Here is a 17,465-nt window from a genome sequence, read left to right on the forward strand (position 1 = left end):
GGCCACGAGTTCGCGCTAGCGTCGAGACATGACCGAAGGCGTGACCTCGGATACTTACCGGGAGCTTTCTGAGAACGGCGTGCAGAAGCACAACAGCCGGATGATCAGGCTGCTCCGCGAGAACGGCGGCAAGCTGCCCGGCGTGCCCGATGACGAGATGCCGGTGCTCATCCTGAAGATCCTCGGCGCGAAAACGGGAATCGAACGGTTGACACCGCTGGGCTACTTCGAGCACGAGGGTCGCAGGTTCATTGTGGGATCCAACGGCGGACAGCAGAAGCCGCCATCGTGGATCTTCAATGTGCGCACCCATCCCACCGTGACCGTCGAGGTGGTTCCGAACAGTTACGACGCCGTTGTGCGCGAGCTGGACTCGAGTGAACGCGATCAACTCTTCCCGGTGCTGGTGGCCAGATACGCATTCTTCGGTGACTATCAGGCGCGCATCGAGCGAGTGATCCCGATGTTCGAGTTGATGCCGCTCTAGCCGAGCTTTCTGGAGCGCAGCTCGTGCCCCTTGGAGGTCAGGCAGCGGCCGGTCTCCAGGTTCCAGTCCCATCCGTGCAGGTTGCAGGTGAGCTTGTTTCCTTCTACCACACCGAACTTCGAGAGATCGGCCTTGAGGTGCGGGCAGCGCCGCTGGATCTCCCAGCCGTCCAGTGTTATCGAGGCGCTGTCGTCATGGGCCTCGGCGAACCAGCCGTCCGCGTACGCAATGCGCTCGTTGGTGAGGCATTTGAAGAACGTGTATAGGTACTCGTTGTAGCCACCCACGCGCCACGCGGTGAAGCGGGTCGACAAGAAGATGGTGTTCACCCAGTCCGGCTCGTCATCGCGCAGCACCGTGCGCACCAGCTCCGGTGCGATCCCGAACCCGTAGCGGAACTTCTCATTGGGAATGGGTTCACGGACAATGCGTTTCGGAAAGTCGAGCGCCACAATCTCGTCTCCCATGCGCAGCTCCACCGGATAGCCGATGCCATCGCAGATCTGATCGGTTTGCGCCATGATCGGCTCGAACTTGGCACGTAGCGGCCCGAGCAGCGGTTCGCCCTCGGCGGGTGCCCAGGCAGCCTTCTCCGCGGCCAACACGGGAGCCATCCGCTGTGCGTACTCCTCGATGTAGGCGGCCTTGCCAGCGCCGAAGATGTGTTCGGCCTCCTCGTCGGACACCGGATGCGTCAAAGAATTCAATTCGGAGCCGGTGAAATCCGCAACGGTGCCGGGAATCATCAGTAGGCCCTTGTCGTGGCCGTGCTGGCGCATCTGGTCCAAGAACACCAGCTGGTCCGGGAAGATGTTCGCCGGGTCGCCGTGATCGTCGTTGAGGTCACGCAGTTCGGCGTCCAGGAAACACGGTGGCCCAGCGGACGGGATGACCCAGGTGGCGCCCACCTGCGCGATGTACTGACGGCAGCGGTCCATTCCGCGCTGCCGTTTCTGGGTGCCGAAGGCTTCCTTGGCGCGGGCAGGCATGTCGTAGACCATTGGGTACCAGATGGCGCCCGAGTACTGCAGCATGTGCACGTCGATGTGCCCGAACTCTTCGGCCAACACATCAAGATCGACGGGGCGGGCGTCGTTCATATTGAAAGCCGTTGTGGTGCCGTCGGATACCACGAGGCCGGAGTCGCCGATGGGTCCGTCGGCCGGAGCGCGCAGCGCGATGATCATGACGTCCAAGTCACCCTTGGGGCCGCTGACCCGATGCTTGACGGAGTCCTCGGTCTCCACGAAGGTGTGGAACCCCAGCCCCTCCAGTTCGCGCCTCAGATCCGGCACCGGATAGTCGGGCAGCAGCACCACCGCGTCCTTGTTGACATGGTCGGTCAGGTTTTGCGGGTCGTAGTGGTCCTTGTGCAGATGCGAGACGTAGAGGTAGTCGCAGTTCCCCAGCCGGTCCCAGTCCAGGGTGCTGTTGTCGGGGTAGGGAAACCAGGAGGCGAAGTACGCAGGGTTAACCCAGGGGTCGCAGAGGATGCTGCCCGCAGCCGTCTCGATAAAGAATCCGGCGTGGCCGACACTGGTGACTCGCATGAGCCCCAGCCTATCGAGCTGCGATTACGGGAGCCAAAGCCGCGGACGGGAGCGTAGGTCCGCTATTTGTCCATCGAAATCCCCTTGCATAGAGATGCTACGTAAAATTGATCTGGTGTCCACCACCGATGGCCTCACCGCCGACGTCCTTACCGTGATCGCGCGGCTCAACCGCTGGGTGTCCAGCCAGGCAGAGTTGCCCGTACCCACCGGCCAGGCACGGCTGCTGGCACTCGTCGGCGAGATGGAGGACGCACGGATCTCCGATTTGGCGCAGGCCGACCACTGCAGCCAGCCGACGATGACCGTGCAGTTGAAGCGGTTGCAGGACGTTGGGTACGTCGAGCGGCGCGTCGACCCCACGGACAAGCGGGCGCAGCGGATCAAGCTGACCACGGCCGGGCGCAATGCCTTGGTCGCCATGCGCGCCGAGCGGCAGAGTGTGCTGGATCCGTGGTTGAGCACGTTGCCGCCAGATGAGCAGCGCACCCTCGCCGAGGCCGCCAGGATTCTCGAAGGGCTCACGCGCCGGATGGCGGCGCAGGCCGGCCGCTCACCAGGGCCCGACGACGTACTCCAGCAGGGCTAGCGAGAGCGCCCCCAGTAGGGCGATGACGAACGAAGCGCCGATTGTGTACATGATGGCTCGTTCGCGGCGCAGTCTTTCTACTGCGATTCCTGCGGCAGCACCCAGACCGCCCATGACGGCGAACCCCCCGAACACCAGGTAGAAGATGGCACTGAACATCGCGGGCCAGACCGCGCTGAGACCGCTGACGTAACCGACCATGAATGCCGGAAACCGATAGACCACGGCGGTCAGCGCAGCGGCGATGGGGCAGAAGCCGATCGCGGCCACCGAGCCGACGATGGCACACCGCATGTCTCGCTCCATCATTCGGCCTGGAACAAGTGGCGTAGATACGCGCGTGGGTCGGTGAGGAAGCGCTGCCAGTGCCCCACCATCTCCAGGTCGTTCCAATCGCTTTGCTGCACACCGTCTTCGCCGAATTCCAGAATGGTGGCGCCCGGGAAGGCCGCGAGTACGGGGGAGTGGGTGGCCATGATGACCTGAGATCCGGCGGCGACCACGGCGTCCAGCATCGCCATCAGTTGCAGGGATGAGGTGAAGGACAGCGCGGCCTCGGGTTCGTCGAGGATGAACAGTCCGCGCTCCATGTCTCGCTCGGCGAGGAACGCCAGAAACGACTCGCCATGTGAGCGTTCGTTGAGTCTGCCTTCGAAGATCTGTTCCGGGGTGCGCTGGTCGACCGTCGTGAATAGCTGGTGCATTGCCTCGGCCCGCAGGAAGCACCCTCCGCCGGGGCGCGGGTGCTCGGCATCGAAGGTGATGGCCCAGTACAAGTCGGTGTCCTCGCTTCCGCCGGGCGCGCCCCAGTGGTTGACCGCATAGGGCAGCCGTGAGCGCCACGAGGAAGCCACCGCCTCGAGGAACGTGGACTTGCCCGAGCCGTTCTCGCCCACGATGACGGTGACGCCGGTGGTCAATCGCAGGGGTTCTCGAGCGATCTGTGCGATCGCGGGGATCTCCAAATACCAAGCGTCGGGCTGCTTTTCACGATCGATCGCGATCTGGCGCAGGATCACGTCTTGATGGTATCGGCACCCATCATTCTCCTATCGCGGTATGTAATGTGGATTTCGTTCTGAAAAACAGAACGCTCCTATCGTTAGAAACCGCTGGACCTGCGGTTTCTCGCGAACCTACGGTTGAGGCATGACATTGAAGACTCGGCTGACCAGGAATTTCGGCATCGAGCATCCGGTGGTCCTGGCGCCGATGGATGATGTCGCCGACGCGCGCCTCGCCGGTGCGGTCAGCGCGGCGGGTGGCCTCGGCCTGCTTGGCGGCGGTTATACGAACGAGGTGTGGGTTCGCCGGCAGTTCGACCAGCCCGGCGCTGCCGTCGGGTGCGGTTTCATCACCTGGACCCTGAACGGTAACGAGCATGTCCTTGATTTCGTGTTGGAACAGAATCCCGCGGCGATCTTTCTGTCGTTCGGAGATCCCGCGCCCTATGCGACGCGTATCCGGGCCGCCGGTGTGCCACTGATCTGCCAGGTCCACAACGTCGAGCAGGCTTCCCGGGCCATCGAGGTGGGCGCCGACGTCATCACCGCGCAGGGCGCAGAAGCGGGTGGCCATGGGGCCGGACAACGATCGACGTTCACCTTGGTTCCAGAGATCGTGGACCTTGTCGCGAAGAACGCGCCTCAGGTCCTCGTGCTGGCCGCGGGCGGAGTAACCGATGGCCGCGCCCTGGCGGCAGCGCTGGCGCTGGGCGCGGACGGTGTGGTGGTCGGGACCCGGTTCTGGGCATCACAGGAAGCTGCGATCTCCCGGGTTGCCCAGCGATACGCCCTTCAGGTCGACGGCGACAGCACCATCCGCCAACACGTCTATGACATTGTGCGTGGCAAGGACTGGCCGTCTACCTACAGCGGCAGGGTGCTGCGCAATAGCTTTGTCGACAGATGGCACGGCCATGAGGTGGAGCTCGCTGAACATCTCGAGCAGGCTCGATCCGAATACCAGATCGGTGTGGCCGCCGAGGATCACCGCGTGGCCAATCTGATCGTTGGCGAGGGCATCGGGCAGATACGGCATATCGAGAGTGCCGCAGACATCATCCATTCCATGGTGGCTCAAGCCGCCGCCATCAACCCGGCATATCAAGGAGTCAGCACATGCCACTAGTGCGTATCGACTTAACCTCTGACCGGCCACGCGATCAGCAACGGGCCATCGCCGACGCCGTGCATGACGCTCTGGTCGAAATATTGAAAATCCCTGTACGAGACCGATTTCAGATCATCACGGCGCATGAGGCCGCAGACATCATCGCAGAGGATGCAGGACTGGGCTTCGCGCGATCGTCCCGTGTGGTGATCGTGCACATCTTTACGCAGACCGGCCGTACCGTGGAGACCAAGCAGCGGATCTTCGCCGAGCTGGCCGACAGGCTGGCTGCCGTCGATGTGGCGGGCGCGGATCTTTTCGTGACGATCAGTGAAAATGGGCCGCAGGATTGGTCTTTCGGTTTCGGTAACGCGCAGTACGTTACCGGTGAGCTGGCTGTGCCCGCCGCGGCGAGCGCATGATGGAATCCTGATATGGAGTTCAGTGACATCGCGCACTTCCTGGCGGTCGCCGAGGCCGGGGGCATCTCTCGCGCCTCCAAACAGCTTCATACCGTGCAGTCCAACGTCAGCAGCCACATCAAAGCGCTGGAGGACGAGCTCGGCGTCGAGCTGTTCCGACGACACGCCCGGGGCATGACCCTGACCAACGCAGGGGAAGCCTTTCTGCCCTACGCCGAGCGGATTACGGCGCTGCTGCGTGAGGCGACCCAGGTGGTTGGCGACGAGGCCGAACCCACCGGAACACTGGCCATCGGCTCCATGGAAACCACAGCAGGACTGCGACTTCCTGGCATCCTGGCCACGTATGCCGCCGACTGTCCCCGAGTGGATTTCACACTCACCACAGGCACCACCGCCGAGCTGATCGATATGGTGAACGATCACCGGCTCGATGGCGGCTTCGTCTGTGGACCCGTCGAACACGACGCTCTCTCGGCGAATGTGGCCTTCGTGGAGGAGCTGGTACTGGTCACCGCTCAACACCACGGCGACATCCGTGATGTCTTCGATACCCCGGCACGCATGCTGGTCTTCCGCAACGGGTGCGCCTACCGCGAGAGGTTGCAGGAGATCTTCGCCGATCACGGCAACGTGGATCCGCAGGTTCTTGAATTCGGAAGTCTGGAGGGAATTCTCGGATGTGTCGCGGCCGATATGGGCGTGACGTTGCTTCCGGTCGCGGTGGTCATGGCCTCGCAGCGTGCCGCAGCGCTGCGGGTGCATCGGCTCCCGCCACTGCAGGCGCGAGTCGAGACGCTGTTCATCCGGCGAGCGGAATCGGTTGTCTCACCAGCGATGTCGCAGTTCCTGCGCCATGTGCAGCGCGCTGGTTCACCCGCGGTGCTGCGATCGGTCGGCCGGTGATTACTCGTAGCGTCCGTAGCCGGTGATACCCGAATCGTTGGCGGCCACGTAGGTCGACAAGCCGACTCCGCGGCCCTCGCCACCACCGACGGTTGTCAGGGTGCCGTTGTCATTGATCAGCACGATGTTGACATGCTGGCCCTTTTATCTGGGGTTTGAATTGAGTGTGTGTTTCCGCTTACGCGAATCGGCGGGAAGCGGGCTAATCAGGAACACTACGTTATGGATGTGTTTCCCAAAGCGGTTGGCTGGTGACTGATGGCAGACGTCGTATCGCTCGGTGCTCGCCGGTAAGCAGCATCTGTTGCTGCACCGGCGTTGGACCACCTACCAAGTGGGTGCGGTCAACCTCGCTCAGGATTGGGGCAGCAGCGCCAGTGGTCGTCGATGGCGCTGTATGTCATGGTGGCCGATCAGGGGTTGATCGCCGATCAAAGCGCCCCGTCTGAGCAGCCTCGTTCGATTCCTATCTGTAGGAGAGCGCGAGGAAAGAGGAGATGACCAGCAGACTGTCGCGGTCATGTCCACGATGGGGCCATAGTTCAAGGGTAGAACGGGCCTTTGCAAGGCTCAGATCTGGGTTCGATTCCCCGCGGCTCCACAGTTAGTGCGGGGTGCCGGTGTTCGTCGCTTCGGCTACCGCGTTTTTAGGGTCGACACGTTACCTCTCCCCTCTCCAATCTTGTGGTCGAGCGCGTCGGCGGCGATCGCGTACTGCGGGTCTTCCTGCCGGAGATGCGCCAAAAAATGTCGCACCGCAGTGTCGATGAATTCCTGCTGGCTTTTGATGTTCAGGAACGCACTCGCAACGTCCATATGCCGTCGCAGAGACTCGGAGGCTCGATATCCGGTCGACTCGGCGGGCTCGCTACGTGGAGGTCGGCCGCGTCGCCGAGGGGGTAGGTCATCGCTCATCCTGAGCGCCTCCATATTTAATGGGACATTTTCCCGTAAAATATAATCATGACACCGTTGGTTGGCGAAGTTAGCCGCTTCCGGGTGCCGAAAACTGATCGGCGACGCGGTTTCTGCGTCGGTGGACTATCGCGGCAATGCTCAAATGATGTTCTGTTGTCAATCTGTGCCGCGACGAACGCGGAGCGCCGCCGCCGAAACGTGCTAAGTGTGGCGCATGATACGGATGTGACTTCCGGGGCCAACGATACTCGTCGGTTCCTGTTGGATACCAATGCCTTCATCTCGCTGGAACCATTCGACGGCAAACTTGAAGCCAACCTATCTGTGGGGGCTGCATTTGTGCGGCTCTGCTCACGGCAGGGACACCGAATTCTCGTTCACCCGGCTACGCGTCACGAAGTGGTCAAGGGCAGCAACAGCCCGCGCACGGGCCAGCGCATCGCCGAACTCGCAAAGTTCGAAATGGTGGAGGCATCACCGATCTCGGATGCGTTGCGAGCTTCAGCTGGTGACAGTCCTGTGGGCACTAACGACTACATCGATCTGCTCTTTCTCGCCTCGTTGGCGAGCAACGCCGCCCACTACCTAGTCAGCGACGACGTTGGTTTGCGACGGCGGGCCAGACGAGCCGGTCTGCATGAACGGGTCCTCAGGCTCGCAGACGCCGCCGAGATTCTGAGCGACCTAGAACCGGACCCTCCGCAACTTCCTCCGCGAGTGGAAGTCGTCAAGGCGTATGCCCTGGATACCAGCCAGCAGCTGTTCGCGAGTATTCGAGCCGACTACGACGAGTTCGATGACTGGTTCGGAAGGGTTCAGAGCGACAGCGATAATCGAAAGTGTTTCGTAATAAAGGATCACACTGATCGGTACTTGGCGATCGCCATCGTAAAAGATGTAGAGGAAGGCAAGGACGCTCCAAAATCACCCGATCCCATTTCGAAAATCTCAACTTTCAAGGTCGATCCCGCGCACGCCGGGTACCGATACGGTGAGCTGCTTCTCAAGGCGGTGATGCGTCACCAAGTGAGGATAGGAACAGGCTCAACCTTTGTTGAGGTTCTACCGTCCGTCCAGCACTTGCCGGGATTTCTTAAGACATTTGGATTCTACGAATATTCCGAAAAGACGAAGCGCGGAGAGAGCATCTTCCTTAAGGAGTATTTGCCGTCAAACGCCGACCTAGAGCCGCTGGATTTTCATGTTCTTTACGGCCCGCCGGCAGTGTCTCCGAGGGCGGATATATTTGTGGTGCCTATACGACCCCAGTGGCACAGTCAGCTCTTTCCCGATATCGAGATGTCTAATGAACCAGGCTTGTTCCCCGAGGCTGAGCTTACGCGACCATGGGGCAACGCGCTGCGTAAAGCCTATCTGTGCAATGCCTCGACTAACCTCATTGAGCCAGGGGCAGCGTTGCTCTTTTACCAATCGGGAGGGCGGCAGCGAATCGAGGCTGTCGGAGTAGTAGAGGACATGTTCCGTACGAAGGACGCGGAGCAAATCATCTGCGCTACCGCCGGCAGAACCGTATATAGCACAGCCGCGATAAAAGAACTCGCGGAGCATCGATCGGGAATTCTCGCAATTCTGTTCCGTCATGACAGAACCCTTGAGCCCGGCTGGAGCCGACCGGAGCTAGAGAGCCAGAGGGTGTTTTCGCGGCCTCCGCAGTCAATTTCGATAGTGAAGGGAGCTGGTGCGCAATGGGTGCATTCACAGTTGCAGACAGAGCGGCGCTGATCTCGATTCAACCCCGGTACGCACAGGCGATCCTGGATGGGCGGAAGCGCGTCGAGTTCCGAAAACGAACTCTGGCGAAAGATATTTCGTTGGCGTGGGTGTACGCCACCGCACCCGTTCAACGAGTTGTCGGGTACTTCACCATTCGACAAATAGTCGCCGATGCCCCAAGCGTCCTTTGGGCGCGGTATGGCTCCGTTGGTTGCATAGAACGGCACGATTTCGATGACTACTACCGGAATTCGAGTGTCGGATATGCGATCGAAATTCAGCAGGTTTGGTGCCTGTCAGATCCGCCCGCGTTGAACGTCGCGTTTCCGTCCGTGGTGCCACCACAGAGCTTCCGTTACGTTGGACCGCACCATCACGCCCTGAGCCAAATCGAGCGGATCCAACACGAGCACGCGCTGGCGTACGCATGACAGCGGATTGGTGGCGCTGCCAGCTAGGAGAACGTGCTGGGCGTGCGTGAAGAGTTTGGGCTGCTGAGCTCAAGCACACGGCTGCGCAGGCCTGATTCTCCGCCCGCAGAGCCGTGACTTCTTCGGCCAATTCGCGGTTGCGATGCAGGGCCACCCCCAGTTTGGCGCGAAGCGAGGCTGCGGATGCTGTTTCTCTATCTGGTCGGCGACGTGCAGGCACAAGGGTTCGATGTTTTTCGATGGCGCTGCGCAGCTCGGGGTGTTGGTACAGAAAGCTGGTCGACACCGACGCTGCGCGGGCTACGGCGACGAATGTGATTGGTGCGTCTGCATTTTGCAGTCTGATGATGGTGCGTCGGGCTCGGGATTCGGCGTCGCTGCGCCGCGCTACGGCAGCCGCGGCTAGGCGCGTGATTCGTGCAGCCCGATCGGCGGCAGTCACCGATCGGGTTCCCCGTGGTCAGTGGTGGTCTCGTCCTGTAATTCCCCGATGAGTTTTCGACTTTGTCGAGCATCGGTTGATTGAGGTCCACGATTTGGCGATCGGCGGTAGCTGTTGCGGCTGCGATGATTTCGCGGAGCTGATCGCGGTAAGCGATGTGGGTGCCGAGGAACACCCAGCCGCCGGGGTCGTGGAATGAGCAGTCCAGGCAGGGTTGGGGCGAAAGTCGCACTTCTGTTGGGAGGGCAGCGTGCAGAAGCCATTGGGCAACGCTGCGGAGAACCTCGCACGGAGGCGCTCAACGGCGGGGTCAGTATCTGCGGTGGCGGTACCGTGTGCGGCCCAGAACTCGCGTGCGTTACGGGCGAGGGTGTCGTCGGTGATCCGGGCATATGTAGAGGTCATGGTGCCGCTGGCATGGCCCAGGAAATCGCGGTATTCCTGCTGGGTCCAGCCGTTGTTGAGCGGGTCATCCCGATGGTGTGCCGGAATCGGTGAACGTCTCCGCCGTAGATTGGTTCGCCCGGTAATTGTCGAAGAGGTGATCTCGTGCTCGCGGAATATCTCCGAAAGACGGCCGTATGACTGCGCACAGCTCCACTCGCCAACACACCGTAAAGATCGGATTCACGTTGGGCTGCAACGCTACTCGCCCAATATCTGCACCGGTGTCGCCAAAAACCACCAAAGCCCAACCAGGTGACCGTTCACCCACCGCCCAGTCCCACAAGCCCCGATGAACCTAATTTAAGGACATGGGCACCACCCAGCCCGCCGCCAACCGTCGTCCAGTCCCAGGCTGAGGTGGATCTAGGCAGGCACGGTTTCCGGTGCAGCCTGTGTGTAGTTCACCAGGGGACCGCGCTGCGGCTCACTGCGGTAACGTGCGGCGCGGCCGTCGATACGCAACACCCGCCACACGATCTTCGCAATCGGGTTCATCATCCCGGTCTCGCGGCATAGCATCCGAACATCCGAGAAGACCTCGCTCATCGACTGCCGCGACGTGGGGCTCTTCCAGAAGATCTCCTTGCGGACGGCAGTCGGTATGTCGAACTTCTTGAAGAAGGCCCGTGGCGGGGTCATGATCAGGCTCAACATGATCCGCATTACGATCGGTGTGGCGATCGACAACACCAGCCGGTTGAACCAGTTGGCTGTCGGAACCTGCTTGCGCAGGTACTCATGCGCAAAGGAGATGTGCCGGGCCTCCTCGGCCACGTGAATCTCCATGACGCGGCGCATGATCGGGTGCAGATTGTCACCCTCACGCAGCACGTTCTTCTGGGTGTGATCAATAGGCTCTTCTCCCCCCAAGACCAAGACGAAGAAGAAGACGGGCAGAATCGTCGACGACAGCGGCAAGAGGGGCGACAACAGACGGATAATCCGGGGCATGCCGGGCACCTCGACGCCAATGCGGTTCACCATCTCCTGGAACATCAGGGTGTGGTTGCACTCTTCGATGGACTCGTGGTTGAGGTAACGGAACTCCGGGGAGCCATTGGGCACGCTGAAGGCGTACTGAATCAGGCCACGGATCAGGATGCTCTCAAACTGCAAGCCCACCCTGGCGACATTGGCCTGGCGCCACATGCCGATCTCGATCTGCTTCTCCAGCGGCTGCCCCTGGTACCAGGGGTGCCGGCCCAGCGGATCGGTCTTGTGCGGCAACACCCAGCGTGGGTCGTTGGGGACGACGGCGTACTCGGGCGAGTCCCAGTCGATATCGATAAACGGATCGAAGTTCCGGTTCGTCGATCCGTGTGACAGGGTCTCCAGCACCTGGACGTACTTAGCGTCGCCACGCACTTCCATCTTCGCGCGTAGCTTCTCGCGGAGCGACATGCCTTCTCCTTTGATTAGGTAAGGAGCCAGATGACCCCGATAGTACGTATGCCTTACAGCATACTGCCTAAAGGAGTATTCGGTCAGTCGATGCATTGCCCGGGGCGCTTTGGTGCCGCAAAGTGTCGGCGACCGTGCTTGATCATTCGATAGTCACCGCCTCAGCCGCAGTCGATCTCGCTGACAGCCTCAAGCGCCTTGCCGAATTGGCCCTCCGAAACGGCCATCACGCGCTTCACCGCGGACGTCCTCACAGATAACAACGCCTTACTGCTCATGCTGCGCGACCTGCGATTGCCCCAGACAGTGGACCACACCCATCGCGATGTTCTTCACCTCAGCGCTGAACTGACGACACTTCTTTCTTTCCACCATGTCTCGATACTGCCCGGATTCACTCAGTAAGGCTGCCTTGCCAATCAAGCCACAGTGGGATCCGCGCCAGCTCTGCTTCAAGTCCGTGTGGCGCAGCTCTTCCGGTTCGGAATTGGTGCCGCTGGTCGGTTACCGGCTGGGCTTCGATCCTCCCAGACGGAGTTCGGTGGCCAGTTCGGCGAGCCCGGCGACCGGGTCGTGGTCGTTCTGCAGCACTTGGACCGCGACATGGTCCGCTCCGGCCGCCAAACGCTCCTTGACACCTGCGGCGATGTGCGGGATCGCGCCCCGCAACACCAGCGCGTCGACCAACGCGTCGCTGGGCTCGTCCCCGACGTGCAGCTCCGGGAAGCCGTTCTCGCGCAGGGAGTTGACGTAGTTCGACATCTTGAGGTATTCGCCGACCATGCGGCGGGCGACGGTTTGGTCGTCCCCGAAGACCACCTTGACTTCAGTGGCGATCTTCGGGCCCGGTCCGAGTAATTCCCGTGCCTTCCTCGTGTGCTCGACCGGCACGAGGAACGGAAGCGCAGCGACGGTCCGCTGCGCGGACAGGCGCAACGCCCGTGCTCGCAGCGCGGCAATCGCGATCCGATCCTTCGGCACGCCCGCCTCCTCGAGTTCGTCCAGGTACGAGACCAGCGCCTTGTACGGAGACTGGTAGACCTCTCCCTGGGCCTCCCTGTGGCCGGCGCCGACCCCGAGCACGAGCCGTCCGGGGAAGCGGGCCTCGAGTCGGTGGAAAGACGCGGCGACCTCTTTGGCCGGCGCTGTCCATATGTTCACGATGCTCGACCCGACTGTCAGGTTCTGTGAGTTCGCCAACGCCTCTTCGAGCGGGGTCAAGTGCGACTCGAACGTGGCCCCTACCCAAAGCGCCCCGTAGCCGAGTTGCTCGATCTCGCCGGCCCGGTCTTCGAAAGAGGCCCCTTCATAGCCATGCTGGCGCGCGAAATCCCGTGCGCCAGCCCAAACTCCGACAGATCCAAACAATGGCGTACTCATACTGCGATAAAACACAATGGCACTATGGCTTATTCCGCTTCAGTGCATGTCCCGGAGCGCGCTCCAGGACCCCAGGCCACACCCGGGCCAACCCGCGTAGTGTGAGCGAAACGAGCCGGTGGACATTCGCAGGAGACACGAAACGTATGAACCCACAGTCGGATAGAACGACGAGCATCGCGTGGTCTTTCTTCGAGCTCCTCAACTCGGGGAACATCGATGAGGCACTCGAAGTGCTCCACGAGGAGGGAACCTGGTGGGTCGCAGAAGCCCAGACTAGGCCCGCTATGCCTATGCGATTGGTCAAAGATCCCTGGCGGACGGTGCACGAGAAGGTTCCGATGAGGTTCACGCTGCGCGATGCGATCGAAGCGGGCGATCGTGTTGTGCTCGAAGTGGAAAGCGCATCTCACGATCGTGAACGCCCCTACGACAACAAGTACTGTTTCTTCATCACTGTGCGAGATAACAAGATATTCGAGCTGCACGAGTACGTTGACACACGCAATGCTCACGAAGTTCTGATACCCCTTCTCGGCGATACCGCACCATGGGCCAGCTGAGGCGCGCTGATTCCTGATCGCGAGCCCTCAGCGAGGCGTTGTGCCGGACATAGATCGCGCGCGGCGGCAAAGCCCACTTTCTTGCCGCTGCACCAGGGTGGCGCCCTGGTGCAGCGGACTTGCCGCCTCAAACGCCGGCCGTTTATTTGCTTGGTGCCGCGAAACGCAGGTCCCGCATACGCCCATCGAGCACCCGAAATTGGGATTATCACAAGGAAATCCATGGCCGCAAACGTAGTTGGCAATCTTTGTTCCCAAAATGGCCAGCTGAATCCAAACGGGTACACTGCCCGGGCAGTTGAACCACATTCTTCACCAACGGATTTCGGATACATCATCTCAGTCGTGCGGCGAGGCGAGTGGCGTTCATGTAGGCAATGGCCTGGATGGAGATCATCGGGTTAACCCCTGAAGCGGTCGGGAAGCAGGAGGCATCGGCGACGATCACCCCCGGTGCTCCCCATACTTCGCCGTCCGGGTTGGTTGCCGAACGTCTCGGGTCATCTCCCATGCGGGCTGAGCCCATGAGATGTAGCGAGAGTACCGGCAAGACTCCGGGCGCGGCACCCGCAGCGCGGGTCGCAGCCGCAAAGGATTCCACCGAGCCGTCTTTTCCTGGTTCGTAGGAGATACCTTTTTGATGGGGACCAATGATCTTGTCGGCGCCCGCGGCTTCAAGGATCTGCGCGGCGCCTTCGATGCCTGCCATCAGATGCGCGGTGTCCGGGCCCGAGAGCCTGTAACGCACGATAGGCTCGCCATCTCTACCAATCGTGACTTCCCCTGCGCCCTTGTCGCGTGTGATTACCGCCAGCGGTGTTAGAGCGTGAATATCTTTCATGTCGGTCAGATGCGCGCGCCCACCATGCCAGGGCAGCAACACTGCCCCTATACCGGGCGTGATGGGTACGGTTTCGTAGATGACGCCGTAACCGTTGCCGTCGAGATCGGCATGTTGATCGGAATAGCGGCTTTGCAAACTACCTTCCCAAGGCGGCGCCGAATCCCGGTTTCGACCCCAAACGACTGTGGCCGGATGCAAGCGTAGATGGCGGCCGACGTTGCGGTTGCCCAAACCGGACCGTTGGAGCAATGCCGGAGTCTGGATTGCCCCTGCTGCCACCACGACAGCTCGCGCGCGGACTATCACCCGGTGACCGCCGGTCGCCACGGCAGTCACCCCAGATGCCTTGCCCCCGGTGGTTTCGATAGTGCGCACCGACGTGTCAGCGATCAGGCGCGCACCGGCCGAGACTGCATCTGCCAGCCAGGTTTTCGTTGTCGACCGTTTAGCGCCGAGAGAGCAGCCCATCCCGCAGCGGCCGCATCGGATGCCCATATCGCAACCATCTACGTTGCGGAATGTCGCACCGACCGTCCATCCGAGGTTACGCAAGCCGCGCTCCATGACGGCATCGCGTGGTGCCGCCACGTCGTGGTTGCGATTGACATCCAGCCTCTGCCACACCGCATTGAGCGCCTCGGTGTACTCGGTCCCGGCGAACTGGTGTGCGCCGGAGCTGGCCCATTCTTGTCGAACCCTCTCGGGAGTGGGAAAGCATGTCGTGTAATTGACCACGGTGCCGCCGCCCACACAGTGTCCGGCCCAGAGGGAGACCTGCCCCTCGCGGCTAAGCAACGGCGCTGGCGCGTACAAGTTGCGCAGTCCAGTTTTTTCGGTGCCGTCGAAACTGTCCTCCCCGTGATAGCCGCCCGCTTCCACAATGATTACGTCCAGCCCCGCGGCGCTCAACACACTTGCGGCGGTACCCCCGCCAGCACCTGAGCCCACGACCACCACATCACAATCGAGATTCTCGTCAGAACAGATCATCAGAGGTGCCAGAGGTTCACCGACGTTGACGGACGAGGGCTCCCCGGTTACGGGTCGGAACCCAACTACTGCCTCCAACACCGGAGAACGGCCCGCAGCATCCGACTCCATGTAGTAGGGCGCAAGGAACGCACTTCGCAGTATCGTGAACAGCATGCGGTTCTGGCCGAATCTGGACTGCGCCAATGCTTTTAGCATAGATTCACGCATCTCGTGTCCGACAGCCGAGAACCGTCGCAAGCGACCCGTGAGCATGAGGGCCGCGAAACGACTGTCCCACAGGCTAAATAGCGCCTTGAGTATTCGCAGTTCCGACGCCCGCGGATTACGGGCCAAGAATTCCAACGATAAGTCGACTGAACCCAGCTCCGTTGCCGACGGAACCACACCACGTCCTGGGGCGAACGTATCGGCAATCAACTCGACTGCCGTACGCTGCCGCGGAGAAAGATGCATCGGACCGTCCTCTAATCGCAAGTTCAGAAATTGACTAATAGTCCGTTTGCCGAATGTGGCCGGATTACACTGTGTAAGTGGAAGTTTCAGTGCTTCCCATGCCCCGGGTAGATAGAGCCGCCAGCGTCGGTGCCGACTTCCTTGGTGTCAGGAGAACCCCGGCTAGCTACTCCGGGCGCCGCCGATCGAATCAAAAAAATCCTCAGCCTGCGACAGGCCCCGACTACTGCACGGCGGCAACAAGGGGCGCAGGGGTTATCGCCGGTGAGAAGCCCGAGGCATCGCCCTCAATTGCCCTGGAAGAATTCCCGTGAACATCGACCGGTATATCGCCGGCCAAGGTAATACGGTGCATGAGACGATCCTGCCCGTCGTAGTCATCGATCGCGTAGTGCTGCGTAGCCCGGTTGTCCCACATCGCAAGATCCCCTGGCTCCCAGTTCCAACGGACCGTATTTTCTAGCCGGGTGATGTGATCTTGGAAGATACGAATCAGGGCCTCTGAGTCAGCGGAGGGAACCCCCACAATCTTTTTCACGAACTTCCCTAAAAGCAGGGCGCGTTCCCCAGTCTCAGGATGCACACGCACCAAGGGGTGCTCTGTGACGAACTTGTTCGCCGCGACGGCGCGCCTGAACTCTTGCTGTTCCGGCACAACATCCAGGTAGTCGTACTGGTTGTCGTGACGTGCCCATAGCTCATCGGCCAGCCTGCGCAGGGGCCTAGGCAGCTGTTCGTAGGCGGTGACCGTATTGGCCCAGCAGGTCGCACCACCATATGGGGGTAAGACCACCGCACGTAGTAGTGAAGCTTTCGGTGGTCGATCGCAGTACGTCATGTCGGTGTGCCAGTTGTTGGCTCGGATTCCACGGCCCGAGTCGAGCAGGGTCACTTCCTTGTCAGGTGCGCCGGCACGTGTCGCGGTGCGCGTACCCAACAGACCCGCGAACGCCTTGTGCCCCTCCTCATTTAGGTGATCCTGCCCGCGGAAAAACACCACCTTGTGGTGCAGCCAGGCACGGTGAATTGATTCCACCGTACTCGCGTCCAGGTCGCCACCAAGGCGCACCCCGTCGACGCGGGCACCGATGTTTGCGCCCAGTTGCGTGATGTGAATTGCGTCCATCGCGCTATCCCCTTTCACCGCTGGGATTTCCATGCAGTTGACTGCACTTGATACCGCCGGGTGGTCGCCAGACCTTGGAAACACTTGGCAAGCATCTGGTTACCGTTAACCGTGGCCGCCCGCAATGAGAGAATCGTGTTGTGGTTGATCGAAAGGCGACCGATCTGGCTGCCACGGTCGTTTCTTCTTACCCTCGTCTCCACGGTATCCGTTCCGCGCCAACGATGCCTGGTCCTGTTAGTCCCAGGATCAACAGGACCCTGAACTCGACTAAGTTCCGGCGGCCGACGAGCTCGCCCCGATCGCTGCACTGACGGCCGCCAGGCGCGAGCGTTTCATCGGCCCGCGCAGGGCCCAGCCCATAAAGGCTTATGCCAGTTCCAGCTCGAGATCGCCAAGATATTTTGGGCCACAACAGTATCCATATGAGGAAATGCAGGTAGGCGGGCAGGTCAAAGAAGCGCGGTCCCATTGGAATAGAACCTGCTCTCTCAACGTAGGCTTACTTGAGTGCCACATCGCAAACTTGAGCATCTCTATCGTCTAGTCGCCGTAAAACAAAGGCCCGGGCAAAGTGGTCCGTCGCCCCGCGCGGCGCGAGTTCCCTGGCCGCACCATCCCGTTCGTTGCGGATCTAGCCTCTGATCGGGCTAGTTACATCACAGGC

At 61.1% G+C, this 17,465-nt stretch carries 16 protein-coding genes, 1 tRNA gene and 1 pseudogene; 8 read left to right on the plus strand and 10 right to left on the minus strand.

From position 1 onward, the window contains the following. Nucleotides 1–28: 28 nt before the first annotated feature. A complete protein-coding gene (locus tag HBA99_RS00730) occupies nt 29–487 on the plus strand; it encodes a nitroreductase family deazaflavin-dependent oxidoreductase (protein WP_057967314.1) in 459 nt (152 codons plus the stop codon). Here HBA99_RS00730 and HBA99_RS00735 read toward each other — a convergent pair. Then, nucleotides 484–2,037 carry an MBL fold metallo-hydrolase gene (locus HBA99_RS00735; RefSeq protein ID WP_070951713.1) on the minus strand — a complete coding sequence of 518 codons (1,554 nt, stop codon included), beginning with the start codon at nt 2,035–2,037 and terminating at the stop codon, nt 484–486. The two genes, HBA99_RS00730 and HBA99_RS00735, sit on opposite strands and share 4 nt — an antisense overlap. A gap of 115 nt (nt 2,038–2,152) precedes the next feature. Here HBA99_RS00735 and HBA99_RS00740 point away from each other — a divergent pair, with 115 nt between their 5' ends. Further along, on the plus strand, nt 2,153–2,626 hold the full coding sequence (locus HBA99_RS00740; protein ID WP_057967365.1) for a MarR family winged helix-turn-helix transcriptional regulator: 474 nt from the start codon (nt 2,153–2,155) through the stop codon (nt 2,624–2,626). On the opposite strand, the gene HBA99_RS00745 is transcribed toward HBA99_RS00740, so the two are convergent. Further along, nucleotides 2,591–2,920 (minus strand): hypothetical protein, encoded by a 330-nt coding sequence (locus tag HBA99_RS00745; protein ID WP_131822817.1) that lies wholly within the window; start codon nt 2,918–2,920, stop codon nt 2,591–2,593. The genes HBA99_RS00740 and HBA99_RS00745 overlap by 36 nt on opposite strands. Before the next feature lie 11 nt (nt 2,921–2,931). Next, nucleotides 2,932–3,645 (minus strand): AAA family ATPase, encoded by a 714-nt coding sequence (locus HBA99_RS00750; RefSeq protein WP_030096128.1) that lies wholly within the window; start codon nt 3,643–3,645, stop codon nt 2,932–2,934. Between the two features lie 130 nt (nt 3,646–3,775). Between HBA99_RS00750 and HBA99_RS00755 the strand changes: the two genes are divergently transcribed. The 3 genes from HBA99_RS00755 to HBA99_RS00765 are packed head-to-tail and all read left to right on the plus strand — an operon-like array spanning nt 3,776 to nt 6,066. Then, the gene (locus HBA99_RS00755) at nt 3,776–4,756 is read left to right on the plus strand and encodes an NAD(P)H-dependent flavin oxidoreductase (RefSeq protein ID WP_070951711.1); all 981 of its coding nucleotides are present in this window, start codon (nt 3,776–3,778) and stop codon (nt 4,754–4,756) included. Then, nucleotides 4,747–5,160 (plus strand): tautomerase family protein, encoded by a 414-nt coding sequence (locus tag HBA99_RS00760; RefSeq protein ID WP_030096126.1) that lies wholly within the window; start codon nt 4,747–4,749, stop codon nt 5,158–5,160. The genes HBA99_RS00755 and HBA99_RS00760 overlap by 10 nt, the downstream gene beginning before the upstream one ends. Nucleotides 5,161–5,172: 12 nt before the next feature. Beyond that, complete coding sequence (locus HBA99_RS00765; RefSeq protein WP_030096125.1) at nt 5,173–6,066, plus strand: LysR family transcriptional regulator; 894 nt, start codon at nt 5,173–5,175, stop codon at nt 6,064–6,066. On the opposite strand, the pseudogene HBA99_RS00770 reads toward HBA99_RS00765, so the two are convergent. After that, a pseudogene (locus HBA99_RS00770) lies at nt 6,067–6,210 on the minus strand (CHAP domain-containing protein); the annotation flags it as partial. 387 nt (nt 6,211–6,597) lie between these two features. Here HBA99_RS00770 and HBA99_RS00775 point away from each other — a divergent pair. Continuing rightward, a tRNA-Ala gene (locus HBA99_RS00775) sits at nt 6,598–6,667 on the plus strand. 35 nt (nt 6,668–6,702) lie between these two features. Here HBA99_RS00775 and HBA99_RS00780 read toward each other — a convergent pair. Then, nucleotides 6,703–6,882 carry a hypothetical protein gene (locus HBA99_RS00780; protein WP_070951710.1) on the minus strand — a complete coding sequence of 60 codons (180 nt, stop codon included), beginning with the start codon at nt 6,880–6,882 and terminating at the stop codon, nt 6,703–6,705. A 309-nt stretch (nt 6,883–7,191) separates the two neighbouring features. Here HBA99_RS00780 and HBA99_RS00785 point away from each other — a divergent pair, with 309 nt between their 5' ends. Further along, complete coding sequence (locus HBA99_RS00785) at nt 7,192–8,727, plus strand: PIN domain-containing protein (RefSeq protein ID WP_131822816.1); 1,536 nt, start codon at nt 7,192–7,194, stop codon at nt 8,725–8,727. 138 nt (nt 8,728–8,865) lie between these two features. Here the strand turns inward: HBA99_RS00785 and HBA99_RS24725 are convergent, their stop codons facing one another. The 3 genes from HBA99_RS24725 to HBA99_RS00795 form a co-directional block, all read right to left on the minus strand. Further along, complete coding sequence (locus HBA99_RS24725) at nt 8,866–9,591, minus strand: DUF6262 family protein (protein ID WP_234798061.1); 726 nt, start codon at nt 9,589–9,591, stop codon at nt 8,866–8,868. 810 nt (nt 9,592–10,401) lie between these two features. Then, nucleotides 10,402–11,439 carry an AurF N-oxygenase family protein gene (locus tag HBA99_RS00790; protein WP_070951708.1) on the minus strand — a complete coding sequence of 346 codons (1,038 nt, stop codon included), beginning with the start codon at nt 11,437–11,439 and terminating at the stop codon, nt 10,402–10,404. Between the two features lie 504 nt (nt 11,440–11,943). Next, nucleotides 11,944–12,819 carry a TIGR03620 family F420-dependent LLM class oxidoreductase gene (locus HBA99_RS00795; RefSeq protein WP_070951707.1) on the minus strand — a complete coding sequence of 292 codons (876 nt, stop codon included), beginning with the start codon at nt 12,817–12,819 and terminating at the stop codon, nt 11,944–11,946. Nucleotides 12,820–12,965: 146 nt separating this feature from the next. Here HBA99_RS00795 and HBA99_RS00800 point away from each other — a divergent pair, with 146 nt between their 5' ends. Then, nucleotides 12,966–13,382: a nuclear transport factor 2 family protein gene (locus HBA99_RS00800; protein WP_070951706.1), complete on the plus strand. Its 417-nt coding sequence runs from the start codon at nt 12,966–12,968 to the stop codon at nt 13,380–13,382. Between the two features lie 334 nt (nt 13,383–13,716). Here HBA99_RS00800 and HBA99_RS00805 read toward each other — a convergent pair whose 3' ends face one another. Together HBA99_RS00805 and HBA99_RS00810 are read right to left on the minus strand one after the other, a co-directional pair. Continuing rightward, nucleotides 13,717–15,672 (minus strand): GMC family oxidoreductase N-terminal domain-containing protein, encoded by a 1,956-nt coding sequence (locus HBA99_RS00805; protein WP_070951705.1) that lies wholly within the window; start codon nt 15,670–15,672, stop codon nt 13,717–13,719. Nucleotides 15,673–15,895: 223 nt separating this feature from the next. After that, nucleotides 15,896–16,798 carry a TauD/TfdA dioxygenase family protein gene (locus HBA99_RS00810; protein WP_070952367.1) on the minus strand — a complete coding sequence of 301 codons (903 nt, stop codon included), beginning with the start codon at nt 16,796–16,798 and terminating at the stop codon, nt 15,896–15,898. Nucleotides 16,799–17,465 lie beyond the last annotated feature (667 nt).

Origin of the sequence: Mycobacteroides chelonae, assembly GCF_016767715.1 — a bacterium.
Lineage (GTDB): Bacteria > Actinomycetota > Actinomycetes > Mycobacteriales > Mycobacteriaceae > Mycobacterium > Mycobacterium gwanakae.

What these genes read in the sequence shown, in the direction of transcription:
- HBA99_RS00800 (WP_070951706.1), top strand. Translation starts at nt 12,966, where the DNA reads ATGAACCCACAGTCGGATAGAACGACGAGCATCGCGTGGTCTTTCTTC.
- HBA99_RS00805 (WP_070951705.1), bottom strand. Translation starts at nt 15,672, where the DNA reads ATGCATCTTTCTCCGCGGCAGCGTACGGCAGTCGAGTTGATTGCCGAT.
- HBA99_RS00745 (WP_131822817.1), bottom strand. Translation starts at nt 2,920, where the DNA reads ATGCGGTGTGCCATCGTCGGCTCGGTGGCCGCGATCGGCTTCTGCCCC.
- HBA99_RS00760 (WP_030096126.1), top strand. Translation starts at nt 4,747, where the DNA reads ATGCCACTAGTGCGTATCGACTTAACCTCTGACCGGCCACGCGATCAG.
- HBA99_RS00755 (WP_070951711.1), top strand. Translation starts at nt 3,776, where the DNA reads ATGACATTGAAGACTCGGCTGACCAGGAATTTCGGCATCGAGCATCCG.
- HBA99_RS00780 (WP_070951710.1), bottom strand. Translation starts at nt 6,882, where the DNA reads ATGGACGTTGCGAGTGCGTTCCTGAACATCAAAAGCCAGCAGGAATTC.
- HBA99_RS00730 (WP_057967314.1), top strand. Translation starts at nt 29, where the DNA reads ATGACCGAAGGCGTGACCTCGGATACTTACCGGGAGCTTTCTGAGAAC.
- HBA99_RS00765 (WP_030096125.1), top strand. Translation starts at nt 5,173, where the DNA reads ATGGAGTTCAGTGACATCGCGCACTTCCTGGCGGTCGCCGAGGCCGGG.
- HBA99_RS00790 (WP_070951708.1), bottom strand. Translation starts at nt 11,439, where the DNA reads ATGTCGCTCCGCGAGAAGCTACGCGCGAAGATGGAAGTGCGTGGCGAC.
- HBA99_RS00810 (WP_070952367.1), bottom strand. Translation starts at nt 16,798, where the DNA reads ATGGACGCAATTCACATCACGCAACTGGGCGCAAACATCGGTGCCCGC.
- HBA99_RS00735 (WP_070951713.1), bottom strand. Translation starts at nt 2,037, where the DNA reads ATGCGAGTCACCAGTGTCGGCCACGCCGGATTCTTTATCGAGACGGCT.
- HBA99_RS00795 (WP_070951707.1), bottom strand. Translation starts at nt 12,819, where the DNA reads ATGAGTACGCCATTGTTTGGATCTGTCGGAGTTTGGGCTGGCGCACGG.